The sequence below is a fragment of the bacterium genome, assembly GCA_019912885.1.
Taxonomy (GTDB): domain Bacteria; phylum Lernaellota; class Lernaellaia; order JACKCT01; family JACKCT01; genus JAIOHV01.
Genome location: JAIOHV010000173.1, coordinates 25,649 through 45,981 on the forward strand (window position 1 = coordinate 25,649; position 20,333 = coordinate 45,981).

Here is a 20,333-nt window from a genome sequence, read left to right on the forward strand (position 1 = left end):
GTCGTGGCTACCCGTTTTCCGCCTGGATGCAGATATCCATTTCCTTGGCGAACTGAACGCGGCAGCGCTCGTATTCGTGCGTGAACGACGGTTTGGCGTCCTCTTCAAATACGTCGCACGAAATTTCCTCGAGGCAGCGAAAAAAGTCGGACAGCACGCCGGAGGCGCATACGCCGTTCGCCCAGGCATCGTACGTCGCGCAAGCCGCGTCGATGCGGCTTTCGTTGTAAGCGCCCGGCACGCAGCCCTCCTCGCCATACAGGGCGCGAAACGCGGCGACGCAGTCCGGCCGTGGCGAGGACCCGCCGGCGTCATCATCGCCTTCCTCCTGCGCGCGGACGAGGGCCCCAGGCGCATCGTCGCCACCGGTGGACGATTGGCGCTCGCAGGCGCCCGCCGCGACAAGGACGGCGAGGGCCGACAACATCAACAGGAAGCGCGGGAATCTGGTGCGTCGGATCAACAAGGCGCGCGCATGATAGGGGCGGGGGCGCGGCTTGCCAAGGGCAGGCACGCGCGAAAAAACCGGCGGCCGAAACCGCCGATTTTGCGTTCGTTCATGGAGGATCTAGACGAAGGACCGGAAAAAGAAATCGAGCGCCTCGGGCAGGCGGCTTTCGAGTTCCTGGACTTTTTCCGGCGTGATGCCCATCTCCTTCACCCACGCGTTTTCCGCCAGCAAACCTTCGCGGGGGTTGTCGCCGAATCCCATGCGATGCGCAATAAGGTCCGCGACGCCGGTCAGCAGGGCACATTCGTCAACCTTGCCTTCGCGGATCGGTTCATGGTGATGGGCGATCGCATGCACAAGGCTGTCGGGGAATTTCCAGCGCCGGGCGATCAGGCCGCCGACCTGCGCGTGGAACTCGTCCAGCAGATCCGAAACGAGCGACTCGTCGCCCACGACGAGGAAGTAGCGATCGCGGTCCTTGGCCAGAAGGCGTGTGATCGTGTCGATCATGAGCGGTTTGCCGATATCGTGGAGCAGGCCGCAAAGGAACGCGGAATCGCTGTCGCGGCGAGAGACGCGCGCGACTTCCTGCGCCGTGAATGCACAGCCGAGCGAATGGCGCCAGAGGCGCTGCATGAGCGGCATGAAATCCTTGCTGCGAAAGATCTTCGATTGCAACGAAATCGACAGGATGAGGTCGGTCGTTGTCTTCAAGCCCATCATGATGACCGCGCGCTTGACGTTCGTGACCTCGTGCAGGCCGCGAAAGACGGGGCTGTTGGCCATGTAGATGAGGCGGCCGGAGATGAACTGATCCTGCTCGATGATGTGCGTGATTTTCGCGGCGGAAGCATCCGGCTGCGACGCCAGTTGCAAGACCTGCGCGGCGACGTGGGGCAGCATGGGAACGTCGAACTCGCCCTCGCGAACGCGGCGCGAGATCTCCATGCGCAACTGCTGCCGGATGCCCTCGCGGGAAAGCGCCGCGCTGCCGGCGTCTTTTTCGTCTTGTTCCTCGTAAACGCGCACGGTCGATAGTCGGCTCGGTATCATCGGATGCAAAACCTCCCGTCGGGCCTAAAGGACGTATCGACGGGATGAGCGTTCTTGTTAAGCGAAATACGAAAAAACGACCCGAATCGCCGCGCGTCAGCGGATCGGGGGCAGGTTGGCGCCGGCGCCCCAATCGGAAGGCGCCGGCCCCATGACGAACTCGATGGTCCCGCCGTTCGCGATGCGTTCGTGCGTGAACCAGGGCGTGTCGATCGGTTCGCCGTCGATCGCGAGAGATTGCACGTAGATGTTTTCGGGCGAGGCGTCTTGCGCCGTGACGACAAGCGTGCGGTCGCCCATGCGAACCGTCGCCGTCGTGAAGAGGGGGCTTCCGACGAGATACAGGTCGGTACAGGGCAGGGGATAAAAGCCGAGCGCGGAGAAGATGTACCACGCGGAAAGCGTGCCTCCGTCGTCGTTGCCGTCCAGGCCGTGCGGGCCGCCGTCGTATTTTTCGCGCATTGCCCATCGGACCCATTTCGCGGTCAGGTCGGGGCGCCCGGCGACGTTGAACAGGTAGGACGCGTGGATGTTCGGCTCGTTGCCGTGCCAGTAGTACTTGTCGTGCAGCGGCGTGTCGGCGCGCGGGACGGCGAGTTCGAAATAATCGGTCAGCGCGGCGAGGAATGGTTCCTGCCCTCCGAACAGCTCCACGAGGCCGGCGAGATCGTGCGGAACGAACCAGCGCCAGTGGTAGGCGTTGCCCTCGGTGTATCCGTGCAAGAAGAACGTCATCTCCGGAAACGAGATATCCACGAAATCGCCGTTTTCGCGGCGGGCGCGGAAAAAATTCGTCTCCGAATCCCACAGATTGCGATAGTTTTGCGCGCGATCCAGGAACATCGCGGCGTCCTCGTCTTCGCCGATCGCTTCGGCCAGGCGGCCGAGGCAGTAGTCGTTCAGCGCGTATTCGAGCGTCATCGAGACGGACTCGTCCAGGAGAGAAAATCGGTACGGCACGTAGCCCTTGTCGATGTACTCCTCGATGCCGGGGCGACCGGCGTAGGGCACGGGACCCATCGCGTGCGCGCGCAAGCCCTCCCACGCGGTCTGGATATCGAAATTCGTCAGCCCCTTCAGGTACGCGTCGGCAACGACGGTGTCCGCGTGCGAACCGATCATGATCTCCGTTTCGCCGAGTCCCTGCGCCCACATCGGAAACGCGCCGCCCTGCTCGTACATGCGGATCATCGAGACGATGATGTCGCGGTTCATGTCCGGGCGAAGGAGCGTCAGGAGCGGGTGAAAGGTGCGGAAGGTGTCCCACAACGAAAGGTCGGTGTAGTAGGTGAATCCGTCGGCGACGTGCACCTGGCGGTCGAAGCCGACGTAGAGGCCGCCGGCTTCGGTGATCGACGTCGGCAGCACGTAGAGATGGTCCATCGCGGTGTAGAAGATCTCGCGTTCAAGCGGAGTTCCGCCCGAAACAAGGATGTCCGAAAGCAAATCGCGCCAAATTGCGGCGGTGTCGCTTGCGATCTCGTCGAACGTACGCCCGGCGGTCTGATGATCCAGATTGCGCCGCGCCTGTTCGACGCTGACAAGCGAGATGCCGACACGCGCCTCGACGTTTTTCGTGCCGGGCGCAAACCCGACGTAGGCGGCGATGTCGTCGCCGCCGGCGTGCGTGGCGCCGGCAAAGCGTATGTCGTCGTTCGACGTTCCCCAGTTGACGAAATCGGCGTCGAATCGCGCGGCGAAATAAATCTTCATTCCGCCGGAATATTTGCTGAACGTGCCGTGCTGGTCGGTGTATCCGTACACTTCGCGGCGCGCGGGGTCGATCGTCACCTGGGCGCCCCGGCATGCGTCCGAGACAATCGAATAGCTCACGTCAACGACGACGTGCGGCGCCGCGCCCGTGTTCGGAAAGGTGTAGCGGGAAAGACCCGTCAGGGGCGTCGCCGTGCTCTCGACCGTGATGTCGTAACGGTCCAGATGCACGCGGTAGTATCCCGGCCGCGCCTCCTCACTCGCGTGGCGAAAACCCGAGCGATAGCCCTCGTTCGTGACGCGCGCATCGTCCATGTCCATCACCGGCATGAGGTTGATGTTGCCGAGGTCCGCAATGCCGGTGCCCGGCAGGTGCAGGTGCGACATTCCGCGGATGGTGTTGTCCGGCCACCAGTAGCCGCCCGCGTGCAGGAGCGGAATCATCAGGCCGCCGACGGAGGTGTCGGGGCTCATCTTGACGAGGCCAAAGGGCGCGAAAGCGCCGGGCGTCATCGCTCCCATGCCCCAGCCAAGTCCGCCGGTGCCGATGAACGGATCGACCCAGGGGAGAGGATCGGTGACGGGATCGCCGTCGCCGTCGCCGTCGCCGGGTGCGTCGTCATCGGCGACGTCGTCGTCTGCGTCATCGTTCACGGATCGGGATTCCGGCACCGACGTGTCTTCGTCGTCGCCGAAAACGCACCCGCCCGCGAACACGAGCCCGGCGACGATGGCGAATATCGCGGTGTCGATGAGGATACGCATGGCGCCATTATCCGGGGAAAGGCAAAAGAGGGAAGAGCGCGAAAAACGGGAGCCCGTCAGCAAATTCACCGAACGGCGCCCGGCGTGCGCCTAAACTTTGATCCAGCGGCCCGCGCGCCAGGAGGCATCATGCGAACGGGGCGCAATTGTGATAAAAATCGTTCGAACGGCGGCGCGAATTTCGCCGCATTCGAGAGGGCCGTTTGATGCATCGGTGGTTGTCCCTGCCGGTCGCGGCGTTTGTCGCGGCCATGCTTTCCATCCCGGGCGCCGCGCGCGCGGATTTCGCCGCGCTGCGCGAGCAGGTCCGCGCCATGCCCATGCCGGGATTCTTGCGGATTCCTCTCGACAGGGAGCGCCACCTCGACAGCCTGGAGCGCACCGGGCGCCTTGCCGAACTCGGTGTCACGCGCGACGAGGCGTCCGTTCTGTTCGATGACGTGGTTCGAGAGGCGTGGTGGCACGAGGAACCGGACCTGACGCGTTTTTCGCGGCGGGAGAAGGGGCAGACGGCGCCGCCCCCGGCACCGGTGCGCTACGCGGCGGAGTTCGAGGCGCAAACGCGCGTGCTGGCGCGCTGGCCGAGCGAGTTTCCCGGCTACGAGCCGACCTTTTACGGCATCGTCGAGAATCTCGCGGGCGAAGAGCCGCTGACGATCGTCGTCAAGAACGAGACGCAGAAGAACAACGTGCTCTCCGAGCTGGCCGGCGAGGGCATTCCGACAAGCGGCGTCGATTTTCAGATCGTGAACACAAATACCGTGTGGATGCGCGATTGGGGCCCGGTGTTCATCGGGGTCGGCGCGGAGGAGACGCCCTCGATCCTGGACGTGACGTATTCGCGCTACTGGCGCGAAGCGGACGACGCGATACCGCCGTTCTGGTCGTCGACGTACACGATGCCGCTTTACCAATCCGAGATCCTGCAAGACGGCGGGAATCTTTTGACCGACGGGCGCGGGACGTGCTTCGCGAGCACGGTGGTATTCGACAACAACCCCGGCATCACGCAGCAGCAGGTCGATCAGTTTTTCGCGGACTATCTTGGCTGCGATCAGGTGATCATGCCGGTGCCGCTGGCGAACGAAGGCACGGGGCACATCGACATGTTCCTCAAGGTCATCGACCAGACGACGGTGATGGTCGGGCAGTACGAGGACACCGGCGACGCGAATTACGCGGTGCTCGATAACGTGGCGGCGCTAGTGGCGGGCTCGCAGTCGCTCGACGGCGTGTTTTACGACGTGGTGCGCGTCCCGCAACGATCGGGCGGATGGGCCAAGGCGCTGTTTTCCGTGTTCCACACGTACACGAACGGCCTTGTGGCGGGCGATGTCGTGATGGTGCCGCAATATAACCGCTCCGAGGACGCCACGGCGAAGGCGATCTACGAGTCGCTTTATCCGGACCGCACCGTCGTGCTCGTGGATTCGGAGAACATCATTCAGTCCGGCGGTGCGGTGCACTGCGTCACGATGGAGATGCAGGATTACGCTACGGATCCGCCGCCGCCGCCGGATGACGACGATGCGACCGACGATGATGACGCCGATGACGACGCCGGCGATGACGATGACGCATCGGGCGACGATGACGATGTTGGAGTCGACGATGACGCCGCGGGTGACGATGACGACGGCGCGGCGGGCGATGACGATGACGTTTCCGGCGATGACGACATGGCTGATGATGACGACGACGATGAAGGCGGATGCGGGTGTTGATGAGACGATGAGAAGTCCGAAAGTCTGAAAGCCTGGAAGTCTGGAAGTCTGGAAGGCCATCGCAAAAAGCAACGACAAATTTCAACACGAATACACAAAACGCACAAAGGGCACAAAGTTTGATCTTTGTGCCCTTTGTCGTATCTCAGCCGGGAATTCGGTTGCCGCGTTTCGGTTTCAATGACCCGTCAGACTTTCAAACGTTCGGTCTATCAGCGTTCCAGTCTATTTCATCCCAAAGGCGAGAGCGTCGATGTGATTGCGCGGATGAGCGGAGCGGGGAAGATGCCGAACCACAAGATGACAAACGCGAGGATAGCGACGATGCCGGCGCCGAGCGCGAAACGCGGCGCGGGGACCACTTCCTCGCCGTCGGGTGCGGCGGAGAACATCGCAACGACGACGCGCAGGTAGTAGTAGATGCCGAGCGCGCTGTTGAACGCGAGGAAGAAAACGAGCGCCCATTGCGCCGCGCCGACGCCCGCGGCCAGCACGAAATATTTGCCGAGGAAGCCGGCCGTCAGCGGAATACCCGCGAGCGAGAGCATCGCCGCGGTCAGCGCGGTCGCGTAAAGGGGCCGCTGCCAGAATAGGCCGCGGTAATCGGAAATCGCGTCGCGATCGCGATCCGGCCCGGACGCAAGGCCGATGACGCCGAAGGCCGCGAGGTTCGTGACCACGTACGCGACGAGATAGTAGCCGCCTGCGAGCATGGCGCCTTCGCCGCCGGCGACAAACGCGACGAGCAGATAGCCCAGGTGCGCGATGGACGAATAGGCGAGAAGCCGTTTCAGGTTTTTCTGCATCAAGGCGAGCAGGTTGCCGACGAACATCGACAGCACGGCGATGACGCCGATGCCGGCCCACAAGGTCGAGAACGCTTCCGGCCGAGCGAGCGAAAACAGGCGAAGCAGCACGGCGAACATTGCCGCCTTGGATACCGTGGCGACGTACGCGCCGACCGGCGCGGGGGCGCCTTCGTAAACGTCGGGCGCCCACATGTGGAAGGGCGCGACGGCGAGCTTGTAGCCCGCGCCCGCAAAAATCATCGCGCCGCCGATCGTGACGGCGAGCGTCGCGCCGCCGGACAGGAATCCGCGCACGCCGGCGAATCCCATCTCGCCGGTGTCGGCGTAAATGAGCGCCATGCCGAACAGTACGAACGCGCCGGACGCGCCCGCGACGATGAGGTATTTCACGCCCGCTTCCATCGAGAGCGGACGCTCGCGCATGTAAGCGATCATCGCGTAGAGCGCGATGGTGAGAATTTCCAGACCGAGGAATAGCGTGGCGAAGTGCGTCGCGCCGGCGAGCGTCACCGCGCCGATCGTGGCGATCGTGAGCAGGATGTGAAGCTCGTCGGGACGTTGCGTCGTTTGGGCGAGATATCCGTGAGCGAGCAGCGCGACAACGGCGCTCGCGGCGATGACAAGCGCGGCGAAGAAGACGTAATACGCGTCGCCCGCGAAGACGCCCATCACATTTTGCGGGCTCGCCGCGGCGGCGGGGACAAGTGCGACCAGCGCCGCGAGGTGCCCGGCGATGGTGAGCCCCGCGGTCAGGCCGCCACCTTTTTTTACGAAAGCGGCGGTCATGAGGGAGCCGAGGACAGTCGCGGAAAGGATGATGATCGGCAGAAGAGTGGCGATCTGCGCGCTTGTCACGAGAGACCTCCGGGGAGCTGGGCCGCGGCGGTGACAACGCGCGTCAGTCCTTCGAGCACGGGGTTCACCATGTCGAGCACCGGTTGCGGGTAGATGCCAAGTCCGATCAGCGGGACGATGAACGATCCGTAGATGACGGCCTCGCGAAGGCTTAGGTCCGCGAGCGCGTGCTTGTGGACGTTTGATCCGTGGAAGGCGCGTTGCACGATGAACAGGGAGTAAACGGTCGCGAAGACGATGCCGATCGCGGCGATGACCGTCCAGAACACGTTGGCCTCAAACGCGCCGACGAGCGTGAGGAACTCGGCGACGAAATTGCCAAGCCCGGGCAGGCCAAGGGAGGCCATCGCGAAGAACATGCCGACGGCCGCGAATTTCGGGATCGTTTCCCAGAGGCCGCCCATTTCCGAGAGACTGCGCGTGTGCAGGCGGTGCTTGAGATCGCCGACGAGAATGAACAGCGCGCCCGTCGAGAGGCCGTGGCAGATCATCTGCATCACCGCGCCTTGCAGCGCGATCTGGTTCCACGCATAGACGCCCAACAGCACGAAGCCCAGGTGGCTGACGGACGTATAGGCGACGAGGCGCTTCAGGTCGTCCTGGCAAAACGCCATGACGGCGCCGTAGATGATGCCGATGCCGCCGATGGCAAGCGCGATCGGTGCGAATTCGAGCGACGCCTCCGGGAACAGCGGCACCGCAAAGCGGATCAGGCCGTACGCGCCGGTCTTCAGCAAAAGGCCCGCGAGGATGACCGAGCCCGCGGTCGGCGCCTGCGTATGCGCGTCGGGCAGCCAGGGATGAAGCGGGAAGGCGGGGAGCTTGACGGCAAAGCCGACGAACAGCCCCAGCATCAGAAGCATCCCGGTGCGCGGCGCGAGGCTCGTGCCGAGAAGATCGAAGTAATCAAACGAGAGCGTGCCGGTCTGTGCGCGGGCCGCGAACGCGAGGCCGAGGATCGACAGCAGCATCAGAAGGCCGCCGGCCTGCGTGAAGATGAAAAACTTCACGGCCGCGTAGATGCGCTTTTCGTGCCCCCAGATTCCGATGAGGAAATACATCGGAATGAGCATCATTTCCCAGAAGAAGTAGAACAGGAACAGGTCGAGCGCAAGAAACACGCCGACGATGCCGGCGAGGATCCACATGAGGTTGAAGTGGAAAAACCCGACGCGCTCGGTGATTTCGTTCCAGCTCGTCAGCACCGAGAGGACGCCGAGGAAGAAGGTCAGGACGATCATCGCGAGCGAAAGGCCGTCCATCGCCAGGTGAAAACTGATGCCGAACTCGGGCACCCACGCGAAACGCACATCGGACATGAACGCGCCCGGCTCGCCCGCGGGGTTGCCGAGCCAATAGCCGACCGCGACGACGAAGTTGACAAGGAGCACCGCGAGCGAGATGTAGCGCGGCGCCTTGTCGTTCGACTTGCCGAGCGCCCACGCGGCGGCGCCGCCAAGGAATGTGCTCGCGAGGAAGTAGACGAGAATCATAGAACCACCACGATGGCGACGAGGAGAACGGCGCCGAAGACGACACCGGAGGCGTACCAGCGCACGCGCCCGGTCTGCGTATGCCGGATGAGGCCGTGCGCCGCGCGGGCGACGACCGCCATGCCGGAGTAGGCCGCGTCCACGAAGTCGTTGCGGTTGAATTTCGCAAAGCCCATGACCGGGCGAACGATGAGCGCGTTGTAAACCGCGTCAAACCCCCAGCCGGAAAACCAGAAGCGGCGCAGCGTCTCACCCCAGGGTTTGGCGGCGAGTGCGGCGGGAATATCCGGGCGCTTCACCCAGAGGAAATAGGCCAGCGCGATGCCGGACAGCGAGATGACCGCGGCGACGATCTGCAGGACGAGTTCCGTGCCGACGTGATGCTCGCCGTGATGCACCGGCAGCGTCGGCTCAAGGAAGTGCGAGAAGGCGGGCACGTTGCCGAGTGTGGCGGGCAGCTCCACGAATCCGCCGACGATCGACAGCACCGCGAGGATGATGAGCGGATACGTGATGCGTTTTCCGGGCGGGTGATGCACGTGCGTCTTCTCTTCGCCGAAGAAGGCGAGGAACACGAGGCGGAAGGTGTACACCGCCGTCATAAAGGCGCCGAACGCGCCGAGCGCATACATGACGACGTGGCCGGAGGTGAAGGCTTTATAGAGAATGAGGTCCTTGCTGTAGAAGCCCGACGACACGAGCGGGAAGCCCGCAAGCGCGGCCGAGCCGGCCAGGAACGTGAGGTAGGTCGTCTTGAGCGAGTTTTTCAGGCCACCCATCTTGCGCAGGTCCTGCTCCTCGTGAAGCGCGTGGATCACCGCGCCGGCGCCGAGGAACAGGAGCGCCTTGAAGAAGGCGTGCGTCATGAAGTGGAAGATCGAGGCCGAAAACGCGCCGACGCCAAGCCCCAGGAACATGTAGCCGATCTGGCTGACGGTCGAATACGCAAGCACGCGCTTGATGTCCGTCTGCACGAGCGCGGTGAAGCCGGAGATCAGAAGCGTCACAAGGCCGACGATGGCGACCGCGGTCATCGCGGGCGGGGCGAGCTCGAAGATGACGTGCGTGCGGGCGATGAGATATACGCCCGCGGTGACCATCGTCGCGGCGTGGATCAGCGCGGAGACGGGCGTCGGTCCGGCCATCGCGTCGGGCAGCCACGTTTGCAGCGGCACCTGCGCGGACTTACCGCACGCGCCCCCAAGCAGCAGCAAGGCGGCGGCGATCGCCATCGGATGGCCGACCGACCAGGTGTCGGTTGCGCGGCCCATCAATTCCTGGATGTTGACGGTGCCAAGCGACCAGAAAAGCAGGAACAGGCCGATCGCCATCGGCGTGTCGCCGATGCGCGTGACGACAAACGCCTTGCGCGCGCAATAGCCGTTTTGCTTGTCCTTGTACCAGAACCCGATGAGCAGATAGCTGCAAAGGCCGACGCCTTCCCACCCGAGGTAGAGAAGCAGCAGATTGTCGCCGAGCACGAGGCAGAGCATCGCGAACACGAAAAGGTTCAGGTAGGACATGAAACGCGGGAAATCCGCGTCTTTTTCCATGTACTCCGTCGAGTAGATATGGATGAGCGTTCCGACGAACGTCACCACCAGCATGAAAACGACGGAAAGCGGATCCAGATAAAACGCGAAGTCGGGCGCGAAGTTCCCGACGCTCATCCACGTCCACAACGTCTGCGTGAAGTGGTGGTCGGGCGGCGGCGAGGTCATGAACGCGATCGCGATGAGCAATGCGATGACGGCGCTCGCCGCGGCCGCGCCCACGCTGACGGCTCCGGCGGCGGCGCGCGACAGGCGTTTGCCCGCGAACGTCAGAATCAGGAAACCGACAAGGGGAAGAACCGGGACAAGCCAGAGGAGATTGAACACGGCTATTCCCTCATCTCGCTGGCCAGATCGGCGTCAAGCGACTTGTACCGGCGGTGAATCTGCAGAATGAGCGCCAGGCCGATGGAGACCTCCGCCGCGGCCATCGCCAGAATGAAGATGAACATCACCTGACCGTCGGGCTGCCCCCAGCGCGCTCCCGCGCCGACGAACGCGAGCCCCGCCGCGTTCAGCATGATCTCGACAGACATGAGCATGAACAGGATGTTGCGCCGCGCGAGCAGGCCGATCGCGCCGAGCGCGAAGAGCATCGCGGCCAGAAGTGTGACGTGTTCGAGAGGGACGTTCGCCATGTCAGCTCCCCCCCTGGGTCGGCGCGCGGCGGCCGAGGTGATACGCCCCCACCAGGCCGGCGAGAAGCAGCATCGAGGCGAGTTCGACGCCGAGCAGGTAGGTGCCGAACAGGCGGCGGCCGACATCCGCGGGTGAAATCGCGACGCCCGCGAGCGTCGAGGCGTCCTGCGTCGAAAGCAGATAGACAAGCTCGCCGACCAGAACGACCGCGAGGATCGAGGGGCCGATCCAGGATTTCGGCGAAAGCCACTCGCGTTCCTTGCTCTCGGTGGCCTCGCCGAGGTTCAGCATCATCACGACGAAGACGAACAGCACCATGATCGCGCCGGCGTAGACAATGACCTCGAGCGCGGCGACGAAGGGCGCGCCGAGCACGAAGAAGATCACCGCGACGGCCATCAGCGACATGATGAGGTTCAACAACGCGTGGACCGCGCGCGTCGACGTGATGACGAAGACCGTGGCGACGAGCGCGGCGACGGCGGCGATGTAGAAGGCAAGCGTCATGCGGATCTCATGGCAAAAGGTCGCGAACGTCGATCGGCGGCTTTTCGTTTTCGGACTCGCCCTTGTCCTTGCCGCCGATCGAAAGGCCCGCGACGCGATAGAAATTGTAATCGGGGTATTTGCCGGACCCGCTGATGAGCAGGTCCTTTTTTTCGTAGACGAGGTTCGTGCGGTTGTATTCGCCAAGCTCGAAATCCGGCGTGAGCTGGATCGCGTACGTCGGGCAGGCTTCCTCGCAGTAGCCGCAGAAAATGCAGCGCGAGAAGTTGATACGGAAAAAGTCCGGGTAGCGGCGGCCGTTTTCGTCCTCGGTGGCCTGAAGCGAGATGCAATCGACGGGACAGGCGACCGCGCACAGATAACACGCGACGCACCGCTCCTCGCCGTCAGGATCGCGCGAGAGGATGATGCGCCCGCGCCAGCGCGGCGCGAGGTACGGCATCTCGTCGGGGTATTGCACGGTTTCGCGCCTGGCGAAGGCGTGCAGGAAGACGAGCCACAGCGATCTGAGGGAACTCAGCATCGCTTCGCTCCGGCGTGTTTACGACGTGGCGACAAGGATGCCTCCCGTGACGACAAGATTCAGCAAGGAGAGCGGCAGGAAGATCTTCCACGCCCAGCTCATGAGCTGGTCGTACCGCGGGCGCGGCAGCGAGCCGCGCATGAGCACGAACAGGGTGATGAAAAACATCATCTTGAGAAAAAACCACGCGGGGCCGGGCAGGAATGCGGGCCCAAGCCACCCGCCGAAATACAGCGCGGTGACGAGCGCCGAGATCATGATGACGCCGATGTATTCGCCGACGAAAAACATGCCGAACTTCATGCCGGAGTATTCGGCGTGGAAACCGGCGACGATTTCGGACTCGGCTTCCGGCAGGTCAAAGGGCAGGCGATGCGTTTCCGCGATGCCGGCGACGAAGAAGGCCACGAAGGAAAGAACTTGTGGAATGAAGAACCAGACCTTCTTTTGCGCCTCGACGATATCGCCCAATTCGAACGAACCGGCCATCATCACCGGGCCCATGAGCGCAAGGCCCATGAACGCCTCGTAGCTCACCATTTGCGCGGCGGCGCGCATGCCTCCGATGAGCGAATATTTGCTGTTCGATGCCCAACCGCCGAGAACGACGCTGTAAACCGCCATCGCGCTCATGGCGAGAAAAAAGAGCAGGCCTATATTCATATCGACGATCTGCAGATTCTGGCCGAAGGGAACGATCGCCATGGACATCAACGAGCAGATGACCACAATCGCCGGCGCGACGACGAAGATTTTTTTATCGGCGAACGGCGGGATCCAGTCTTCCTTGAAGAAAATCTTGATCATGTCCGCGACGACCTGCAAGAGGCCGAAGTAGCCGACGCGGTTCGGGCCGTAGCGATCCTGCCACAGCGCGAGAAGGCGGCGCTCCACCCAGATCAGCATGGCCGAAAGCACCATGACGACGGAGAAGATGCCGATCATGCCGGCGATACGGACGATGATGTCATTCATGACGTCACCTTTTTCAGCGTCGCGGACGCGGGCTCGACATATCCGAAATGGGCGAATCCGGCCGGCACACCCAGAACGCCCGGAGCCACGCCGGGAGCGACCGTAAGCGTCGCGGGGACGGCGTGGCCGTTTACCGCGAACTCGACCGCGTCGCCGTCGGCGAATCCGCCCGCCTTCGCGGTGTCTTCGGAAAGGAGCACGGATGCCGCCGGGGTCTGCGCGCGGACCGCCGGCGCGAGATTGCTGAGTTCCTCCGATCCGTAGATGAAGTGGCGCGGCAGAATGCCGAGCGCGCCGTTGGCCGTCGCCGGGGCGGGCGCCGATCCGAAGTCGCCGCCGGGCTCGACCGACAACAGGTCAATGCCCGGATCGCCGCCCGTAAGGGGTCCGCCGACCTCGGCCATGTATTTGTGCGTTGACTGGATGGAGTTCCAGCCTGGCGCCCAGAAAAACGGCTTGATCGCGCCGGGAACCTGCCCCTGATGGCCTTCCATTGAAAAGACCAGCGGCGCGTCGGGATCGTCGAGCGGTTTTTGCTCGTGAATATTGATATGCGCGTTTTGCGCGGTGCGGCCGCTTACGCGATGCGTCATGCGCGCGACCTTCAGGCCAGACACGCGGAAGTCCGCGTTCGGCGCGACATCGCCGATTTTTTCGAAACCCGCCGCCTTCGCGAGATCGCGGGTGATATCGTCGAGGTCGTTCCACGCTTCGAATTCCGCGCGCTTCGCCTTGACGGCGAGATCGCGGATCCATCGCCAGCTTTCGGAGACGTCGCCGGCCGGCGGATAGACCTGGAAATACCGCTGCGCGCGGCCCTCGTGGTTGACGATCGTGCCGTCGCCCTCGCCGAAGGTCGCGGCGGGAAGGATGCTGCCCGCGCGGGCGGCGGTGGGCGTCATGGTGTGATCGACAAGGACGACACGCGCTTTATCGAGCGCCTTGTCCACGAGTTCGGCGGGCGCGCGGCGGTACAGATCGTTTTCCAGGACGACGAGCGTGTCCGCCTCGCCGGCCGCCACGCGCCCAAGGGCCGCCGTCGCGTCCATGCCGCCGAGCATCGAAACGCCGACGGTATTGCACTCGGCGAACGCAATCGCGATGCGCGCGGGTTTGCCCGCGGCCACGAGCGCCGCGGCCAGGGCGCCCGCCGCCTTGATGAGCGATTCGTTGAGAAGGCCGGTGCTGGCGACGACGAGCGGCGCGTCGGCGTCCTTGAGGTCGCGCGCGATCTTCGTGATGCGGTCGCGCGTTGCTTCGTCAAATCCCGCCGTGTCCGTTCCGCTGGCCACGCGTGTCGCGACGGCATGAGCAAAGCGTGCGATGTCCGCCGGCGCGCCGATGAATCGGCCGCTCGCCACGTCGTCCAGGCGCGTGGGCCAGGGCGAGGCGACGAAGAGCGGCCCGCGGTCCTGCTGGATGGCCTCGCGCAGCGCGAGGTCGTGCCATTTGGGCAGATCGAGTTCGCGCGCGGCGGCCAGAGGTTGAACGCGAACCGACTGACGCAGAGCCAGCGCGAAACGCGGCGCGAACTGCGTCGGATCGTCGCCAAGCACGATGGCGGCGTCGCATTTCTCGATCTCGCCGAGCGACGCCAGCGCCGCGCCCGAACGGCGCAGCACGTCGATCGCGCTCGCGGCGGCGCGCGATTCCGCGGCGGAGATGCCGGTCGAGAAGCGCTCGTCGCCGACCAGGCGCTTGAGCGCGAAGTTCGCCTCGAGCGACGCGCGCGGGCTGCCGATGCCGACGACGCGCGAAGGGTCGCCGAGCGTTTCGGCGACCGCGGCGAGCACGTCGTCGCGCGAGGAAAGGGCCACGCCGTCGGCGGCCGCGCGCAGCACCGGTTTGCGGATGCGCGCCTCGCTGTTGACGAACTCGTAGCCGAAGCGTCCCCGGTCGCACAGGAAATATTTATTGACGTGGCTGTTGTAACGGTTCACGACGCGGCGCAGCGTTCCGTAGCGTTCGCCCGCGGAGATGTTGCATCCGACGGAGCAATGCTGGCACACCGATGGCGCCATTTGCAGGTCCCACTTGCGGGTGTAGTGCTGCTTGAGCGTCTTGTCGGTGAAGACGCCCGTTGGGCAGACCTCGACGAGATTGCCGGCGAACTCGCTTTCGAGCGTGCCATCCTCGTGGCGACCGAAATAGGTATGGTTTTTCGACGCGAAGGCGCCGAGATCCTTGCCGCCCGCGTAGTCCTTGTAATACCGCACGCACCGGTAGCACTGGATGCAGCGGTTCATCTCGTGGTTGATGAACGGCCCGAGCTTCTGATTGCGGTAGGTGCGTTTGGGGAATCGCGTCTTGCGGTAGTTGTGACCGGTCATCACGGTCATGTCCTGAAGGTGGCATTCGCCGCCCTCGTCGCAGACCGGGCAATCGTGCGGGTGGCTTTGCATCAGCCACTCGATGACCTCGGCACGGAATTTCGTCGCGTCGGCATCCTTGATCGACAGGCGCATGCCGTCGCGCACCGGCGTCATGCACGACATGACGATCATGCCGCGCGTGTCGTTTTCGTCGCGGTAGGTCTTGACGGCGCACTGCCGGCACGCGCCGACCGAGCCCAACGCCGGATGCCAGCAGAAGTAGGGCAGGTTCAGTCCGTGAGACAGGCAGGCGGAAAGGACGTTGTCCTCGCCGTCCACCTCGACCTCAACGTTATCGACAATGATCTTCGCCATTCCCTAGCTCCAGGGGCACCGTTTTTCGTCAATGTGTCGTTTGAAATCGTCGCCGAAATATTTGATCGCGCTTTGCAGCGGTTCGACCGCTCCGGGCGCGAGCGCGCAGAAGGTCATGCCCGGGCCGAGCCAGCGCGAATGCGCCTGCAAGGTCTCGATATCGTCGGGCAGGCCCTCGCCGTTTTCCATCGCGTTCAGGATGTCGCGCACGCGCGGGAGGCCGTCGCGGCAGGGGGTGCACCAGCCGCACGATTCCTGCGCGAAGAAAAGCTCCAGGTTGTGCACCATGCCGACGGGGCACGTCTTGTCGTCGAGGACGATCATGGTGCCGGTGCCCATGCGGCTTCCGGCGTCCTGGATGTTTTTGTAGTCCATCGGCAGGTCGAGGTGCTCCTCGACAAGGAAGTCGGTCGACGCGCCGCCGGGCAGGAGGCCGCGAAACTTGTATCCATCCTTCATGCCGCCGGCGTAGCCTTCGAGGATCTCACGGACGGGCGTGCCCATCGGCAGCTCCCAGCAGCCGGGCGTCTTGACGTTGCCCGAGACGCCGTAAAGTTTCGTGCCGCCGTCCTCCGTCTTCGAGAGGCCCTTGAACCAGTCGGCGCCCTTCAGAATGATGTGCGGCACGTTGTAGAGCGTTTCGACGTTCTGGACGATGGTCGGCTTGCCGAAAAGGCCCACGAACTGCGGGAAGGGCGGTTTGGCGCGCGGGTTGGCGCGGCGGCCTTCAAGCGAATTGAGCAGCGCCGTTTCCTCGCCGCAGATGTAGCGCCCGGCGCTCGCGTGCAGGTAGATGTCGAGACTGTAGCCGGTGCCCTTGATGTTCTTGCCGATCATGCCGGCGTTGGCGGCCTCGGCGATGGCCTTGTGCAAAAGCCGCGCGGCGTGGCGGTACTCCCACCGAAGGAAGATGTAGGCGATTTCCGCCTCGATGGCGTACGCGGCGCAGATGATCGATTCGATCATGCCGTGCGGATCGCCCTCGAGCAGCACGCGGTCCTTGAAGGTGCCCGGTTCCATCTCGTCGCCGTTGACGACCAGGTACTTGGGGCGGCGCGCCTTTTCGCCCATCGGCACGAAGCTCCACTTCATGCCCGTGGGGAAGCCCGCGCCGCCGCGGCCGCGCAGATTGGATTCCTTGATGGCCTTCACGACGTCGCCGGGCGCCATCGCAAGGACCTTGTCCGCGGCCTCGTAGCCGCCGGCCTTGCGGAAACCGTCGTAGTCGTAAGGCGCTTCGCCTTCGCGGATTCGGCTCGTCAGCGGACGTTCCATCGTCACGCGCCTTTCTTCCGGTACGATTCGAGAATCTCGTCCACGCGATCCGGGGTGAGGTTCGTGTGCAGATCCTCATTCACCATGAACGCGGGCGCGCGGTCGCAGCAACCCAGGCACGGCACGGTGAGCAGCGTGAACATGTTGTCCGCGGTGGTCTGTCCGAGGTCGATGCCGAGCCGTTCGCGCAGATGCTTGCGGATGCCGCGATAGCCGACGATCCAGCAACTCACGCTGTCGCAAAGCAGGATGACGTATTTGCCGACGGCCTTGCGGTACACCAGGCTATAGAACGTCGCCACCGAGTCGAGTTCGGTCGGCGACATGCCGAGGATGCCCGCAACCTCCTTCAGGTGATCGTCGGACACCCAACCGTAGCGATCCTGCACGAGCTTCAGCGATTCGATGCCCGCCGCGCGCGGATCGGCGTAGTGTCCGGCGTGTTCAAGAATGTCGTCGCGGTCCTTGGCGGAAAGCATGGGTCCTCTATCGGTCCAGGTCGGCGAGCACGAAATCGAGCGCGCCGAGAATCGCCAAAACATCGGGAACAAGTGCGCCCTTGCAAAGCAGCGGCATCATCTGGATATGCGCGAACGACGGGGTGCGGATGCGCGTGCGGTACGACATCGTGTTCCCGTCGCTGACGCAGTAATACGCGTTGTGCCCCTTGCTCGCCTCGTAAATGAACGTCGCCTCGCCCGGCGGAACGACCGGCCCCCAGCTCACGGAAAGGAAGTGCGTGATGAGGGTTTCGATGTCGTGCATCGTGCGGTCCTTGAGGGGCGGCGTCGTCAGCGGATGGCGCGATTTGTAATCGCCCGCCGGCATGTTCTCAAGACACTGCTTCACGATCCGCAGGCTCTGGTTGATCTCCTCAAGACGCACCTCGGCGCGCGCGAAGCAGTCGCCGCCCTCGGCCGTGGGGATGTCGAACTCGAAATTTTCGTATCCGCCATAGGGGCGCTTTTTGCGCATGTCCCACGCGAAGCCGGTGGCGCGCAGGCCGGGACCGGACTGGCCCCAGTCGATCGCCTCTTCGGTCGTGAACGCGCCGACGCCCTTGGTGCGCGCCTGGAACATTTTGTTTTTCATGACGATCTTGTTGTATTCGACAAGGCGCTTGGGCATGCGTTCGACGAATGCGCGCACCATCTTGTCCCATCCCAGGGGAAGGTCGTGCGCGACGCCGCCGATGCGAAACCAGCTCGGGTGCATGCGTCCGCCGCAGATCGCCTCGACCATCTCGAAGATGCGCTCACGGTCGTTGAACGTGTAGAACACCGGGCTCATCACGCCGAGATCCTGCGCGAAGGTTCCGTACCACACGAGGTGGCTCGCGATGCGGAACAGCTCCGACATCATGATGCGGATTGTCTTGGCGCGATCGGGCAATTCGATGCCCGCGAGCTGCTCGACCGTGAGGCAATAAGCGTGGTTGTTCAGCACGCCGCCCAGGTAGTCGATGCGGTCGGTGTAGGGGATGTAGGTGTGCCAGCTCTGGCGTTCGCCCATCTTTTCGGCGCCGCGATGGTGGTAGCCGATATCCGGCACCATGTTCACGACCTCTTCGCCGGAGAGCTGAAGGATCAGGCGGATGATGCCGTGCGTCCCGGGGTGCTGCGGCCCGAGGTTCAGGAACATGAAGTCGTGGTCGTCTTCCCACGTCGTCAGGCCCCAATCCTCGGGCTTGAAGAGCATGGACTCCTGGCGGCGGATCGCCTCGTCCTCGGGAAGCTGGAAGGGGCCCATCTCGGTCGCGCGCGCGGGGTGCTCCTTGCGCAACGGATGGCCTTCCCAATATTCCGGCATGAGGATACGGCGCAGGTGCGGGTGGCCGTTGAACTTGAGGCCGAACATGTCGAAGACCTCGCGTTCGTACCAGTTCGCGTTCGGCCAGATCTTTGTCGCGGAGTCGAGCGAGGGGTGGTCGCCTTTCAGCGGCACCTTCACGCGGACGTCAGAGTTTCGGTCGTACGAAACCAGATGATAGACGACGGTGAAATCGGAGTCGGGCTGGCCTTCGCGATGCACGCGCACGCGCTCGTCGATGGCGGTGAGATCGAACAGGTATTTGTAGCCGCCGGCGACGCCGTCCTTCAGGAAGCGCAGCGCTTCGGCGATTTTGTCCGCGGCAAGCCACACGGTCGGAATGTGATCGGCCGTCGGTTGCAGGGTCAGTGCGTCCTCGCCGAATTTCCCGGCGAGTTCGGCGATGACGTTGTTGGTTTGCTCGGCGGCCGCCATCAGACTTCCTTCGGCGAACGCAGGTCGGTGACCTTGACGCGCCAGTCGTGCTTGAGATCGCGCATCGAGGGCGTCGTTGGCTTGATGATGCCTTGCTCGCCGACGACCCAGGACAGCGGCCGGCGCTCGCGCCCGACCTGCTCGCGCAGCATGACGAGTCCTTCGAGAAACGCCTCGGGGCGCGGCGGGCAGCCGGGAACGTAAAGATCGACCGGCATGATTTTGTCGACGCCCTGAACGACGCTATAGATGTCGTACATGCCGCCGGAGTTCGCGCACGAGCCCATCGAGATCACCCAGCGGGGCTCCATCATCTGCTCCCAGAGGCGGCGGATGATCGGCGCCATCTTGATGAACGGCGTGCCGGCGATGACCATCAGGTCCGCCTCGCGCGGCGTGCCGCGAATGACCTCGGCGCCGAAGCGCGCAACGTCGAATTTGGAGGTGATGGACGTCGCCATCTCAACAAAACAGCAGGACAGGCCGAACGCGAACGGCCACATGGAGTTTTTGCGTCCCCAGGCGATGAGATCTTGCAGGCGCGAGAACACGACGTTCTGTTTCGCGGCTTCGATGACGAACGGATCGTTCGCCGCGAACGCGGCCTTGGTCGAGCTGTGCGCGGGCACAAGGGTGTAGGGCGTCGCGCCGGGCGCCAACGCGTTTTTCTTCGTCATGTTTCCTCCCGGCGCGCGAGCCGCGATTTCGGGCCCCAGTCGAGCGCGCCGATCCTCCAGAGGTACACCAGGCCGGCAAAAAGCATGACGATGAAGATCAGCGCCTCGACGAAGCCGAGCCACCCCAGGTCGCGGACGGCCACGGCCCACGAGAAGAGAAAGACGGCCTCGAGGTCGAAGATCACGAAGAACATGGCGACAAGGTAGTACTGCTGGCTAAGACGTACCCGCGCGGAGCCGGTGGAAACGATGCCGGATTCGTACGGCTCGCCGGTCTGTTCCTCGCGATGGCGTCCGCCGAGAAAAAACGACAGGCCGATCATGAAGGCGGCCTGGCCGATCACAATGCCGGCATACAACAGAAGCGGCCAAAGGGGTCCGTCAGCCACG

At 63.8% G+C, this 20,333-nt stretch carries 17 protein-coding genes; 1 reads left to right on the top strand and 16 read right to left on the bottom strand.

All coding sequences use genetic code 11. The features are described from left to right. Positions 1 to 7: 7 nt before the first annotated feature. The 3 genes from K8I61_15270 to K8I61_15280 all read right to left on the bottom strand — a co-directional run bounded on the left by K8I61_15270 (position 8) and on the right by K8I61_15280 (position 3,982). Positions 8 to 430: a hypothetical protein gene (locus tag K8I61_15270; protein MBZ0273398.1), complete on the bottom strand. Its 423-nt coding sequence runs from the start codon at positions 428 to 430 to the stop codon at positions 8 to 10. A 138-nt stretch (positions 431 to 568) separates the two neighbouring features. After that, the gene (locus tag K8I61_15275; GenBank protein ID MBZ0273399.1) at positions 569 to 1,504 is read right to left on the bottom strand and encodes an HDOD domain-containing protein; all 936 of its coding nucleotides are present in this window, start codon (positions 1,502 to 1,504) and stop codon (positions 569 to 571) included. Positions 1,505 to 1,600: 96 nt separating this feature from the next. Next, a complete protein-coding gene (locus tag K8I61_15280; GenBank protein ID MBZ0273400.1) occupies positions 1,601 to 3,982 on the bottom strand; it encodes a GH92 family glycosyl hydrolase in 2,382 nt (793 codons plus the stop codon). 206 nt (positions 3,983 to 4,188) lie between these two features. Here K8I61_15280 and K8I61_15285 point away from each other — a divergent pair, with 206 nt between their 5' ends. Further along, positions 4,189 to 5,706, top strand: a complete 1,518-nt coding sequence (locus K8I61_15285; protein ID MBZ0273401.1) for an agmatine deiminase family protein — start codon at positions 4,189 to 4,191, stop codon at positions 5,704 to 5,706. A gap of 230 nt (positions 5,707 to 5,936) precedes the next feature. Here the strand turns inward: K8I61_15285 and K8I61_15290 are convergent, their stop codons facing one another. Genes K8I61_15290 through ndhC form a run of 13 tightly spaced genes read right to left on the bottom strand, consistent with a single transcriptional unit; the run spans position 5,937 to position 20,266 of the window. Further along, entirely contained in the window at positions 5,937 to 7,370 is a 1,434-nt protein-coding gene (locus K8I61_15290) for an NADH-quinone oxidoreductase subunit N (GenBank protein ID MBZ0273402.1), read from the bottom strand. Further along, positions 7,367 to 8,863: an NADH-quinone oxidoreductase subunit M gene (nuoM, locus tag K8I61_15295; GenBank protein ID MBZ0273403.1), complete on the bottom strand. Its 1,497-nt coding sequence runs from the start codon at positions 8,861 to 8,863 to the stop codon at positions 7,367 to 7,369. Before nuoM ends, K8I61_15290 begins: the two co-directional genes overlap by 4 nt. After that, positions 8,860 to 10,743, bottom strand: a complete 1,884-nt coding sequence (nuoL, locus tag K8I61_15300) for an NADH-quinone oxidoreductase subunit L (GenBank protein MBZ0273404.1) — start codon at positions 10,741 to 10,743, stop codon at positions 8,860 to 8,862. The genes nuoM and nuoL overlap by 4 nt, the downstream gene beginning before the upstream one ends. A gap of 2 nt (positions 10,744 to 10,745) precedes the next feature. Beyond that, positions 10,746 to 11,054: an NADH-quinone oxidoreductase subunit NuoK gene (gene nuoK / locus K8I61_15305; protein MBZ0273405.1), complete on the bottom strand. Its 309-nt coding sequence runs from the start codon at positions 11,052 to 11,054 to the stop codon at positions 10,746 to 10,748. 1 nt (position 11,055) lies between these two features. Next, on the bottom strand, positions 11,056 to 11,562 hold the full coding sequence (gene nuoJ / locus K8I61_15310; GenBank protein ID MBZ0273406.1) for an NADH-quinone oxidoreductase subunit J: 507 nt from the start codon (positions 11,560 to 11,562) through the stop codon (positions 11,056 to 11,058). 7 nt (positions 11,563 to 11,569) lie between these two features. Beyond that, a complete protein-coding gene (nuoI, locus tag K8I61_15315) occupies positions 11,570 to 12,085 on the bottom strand; it encodes an NADH-quinone oxidoreductase subunit NuoI (GenBank protein MBZ0273407.1) in 516 nt (171 codons plus the stop codon). 18 nt (positions 12,086 to 12,103) lie between these two features. After that, complete coding sequence (nuoH, locus tag K8I61_15320; GenBank protein MBZ0273408.1) at positions 12,104 to 13,060, bottom strand: NADH-quinone oxidoreductase subunit NuoH; 957 nt, start codon at positions 13,058 to 13,060, stop codon at positions 12,104 to 12,106. Next, the gene (gene nuoG, locus K8I61_15325) at positions 13,057 to 15,747 is read right to left on the bottom strand and encodes an NADH-quinone oxidoreductase subunit NuoG (protein MBZ0273409.1); all 2,691 of its coding nucleotides are present in this window, start codon (positions 15,745 to 15,747) and stop codon (positions 13,057 to 13,059) included. The genes nuoH and nuoG overlap by 4 nt, the downstream gene beginning before the upstream one ends. 3 nt (positions 15,748 to 15,750) lie before the next feature. After that, positions 15,751 to 17,022, bottom strand: a complete 1,272-nt coding sequence (gene nuoF / locus K8I61_15330) for an NADH-quinone oxidoreductase subunit NuoF (GenBank protein ID MBZ0273410.1) — start codon at positions 17,020 to 17,022, stop codon at positions 15,751 to 15,753. A gap of 2 nt (positions 17,023 to 17,024) precedes the next feature. Further along, positions 17,025 to 17,501 (bottom strand): NADH-quinone oxidoreductase subunit NuoE, encoded by a 477-nt coding sequence (gene nuoE, locus K8I61_15335; GenBank protein ID MBZ0273411.1) that lies wholly within the window; start codon positions 17,499 to 17,501, stop codon positions 17,025 to 17,027. Positions 17,502 to 17,508: 7 nt separating this feature from the next. Then, positions 17,509 to 19,266 (bottom strand): NADH-quinone oxidoreductase subunit C/D, encoded by a 1,758-nt coding sequence (gene nuoC, locus K8I61_15340; protein ID MBZ0273412.1) that lies wholly within the window; start codon positions 19,264 to 19,266, stop codon positions 17,509 to 17,511. Beyond that, the gene (nuoB, locus tag K8I61_15345; GenBank protein ID MBZ0273413.1) at positions 19,266 to 19,943 is read right to left on the bottom strand and encodes an NADH-quinone oxidoreductase subunit NuoB; all 678 of its coding nucleotides are present in this window, start codon (positions 19,941 to 19,943) and stop codon (positions 19,266 to 19,268) included. Before nuoB ends, nuoC begins: the two co-directional genes overlap by 1 nt. Beyond that, positions 19,940 to 20,266 carry an NADH-quinone oxidoreductase subunit A gene (ndhC, locus tag K8I61_15350; protein MBZ0273414.1) on the bottom strand — a complete coding sequence of 109 codons (327 nt, stop codon included), beginning with the start codon at positions 20,264 to 20,266 and terminating at the stop codon, positions 19,940 to 19,942. Before ndhC ends, nuoB begins: the two co-directional genes overlap by 4 nt. Positions 20,267 to 20,333: the final 67 nt, after the last annotated feature.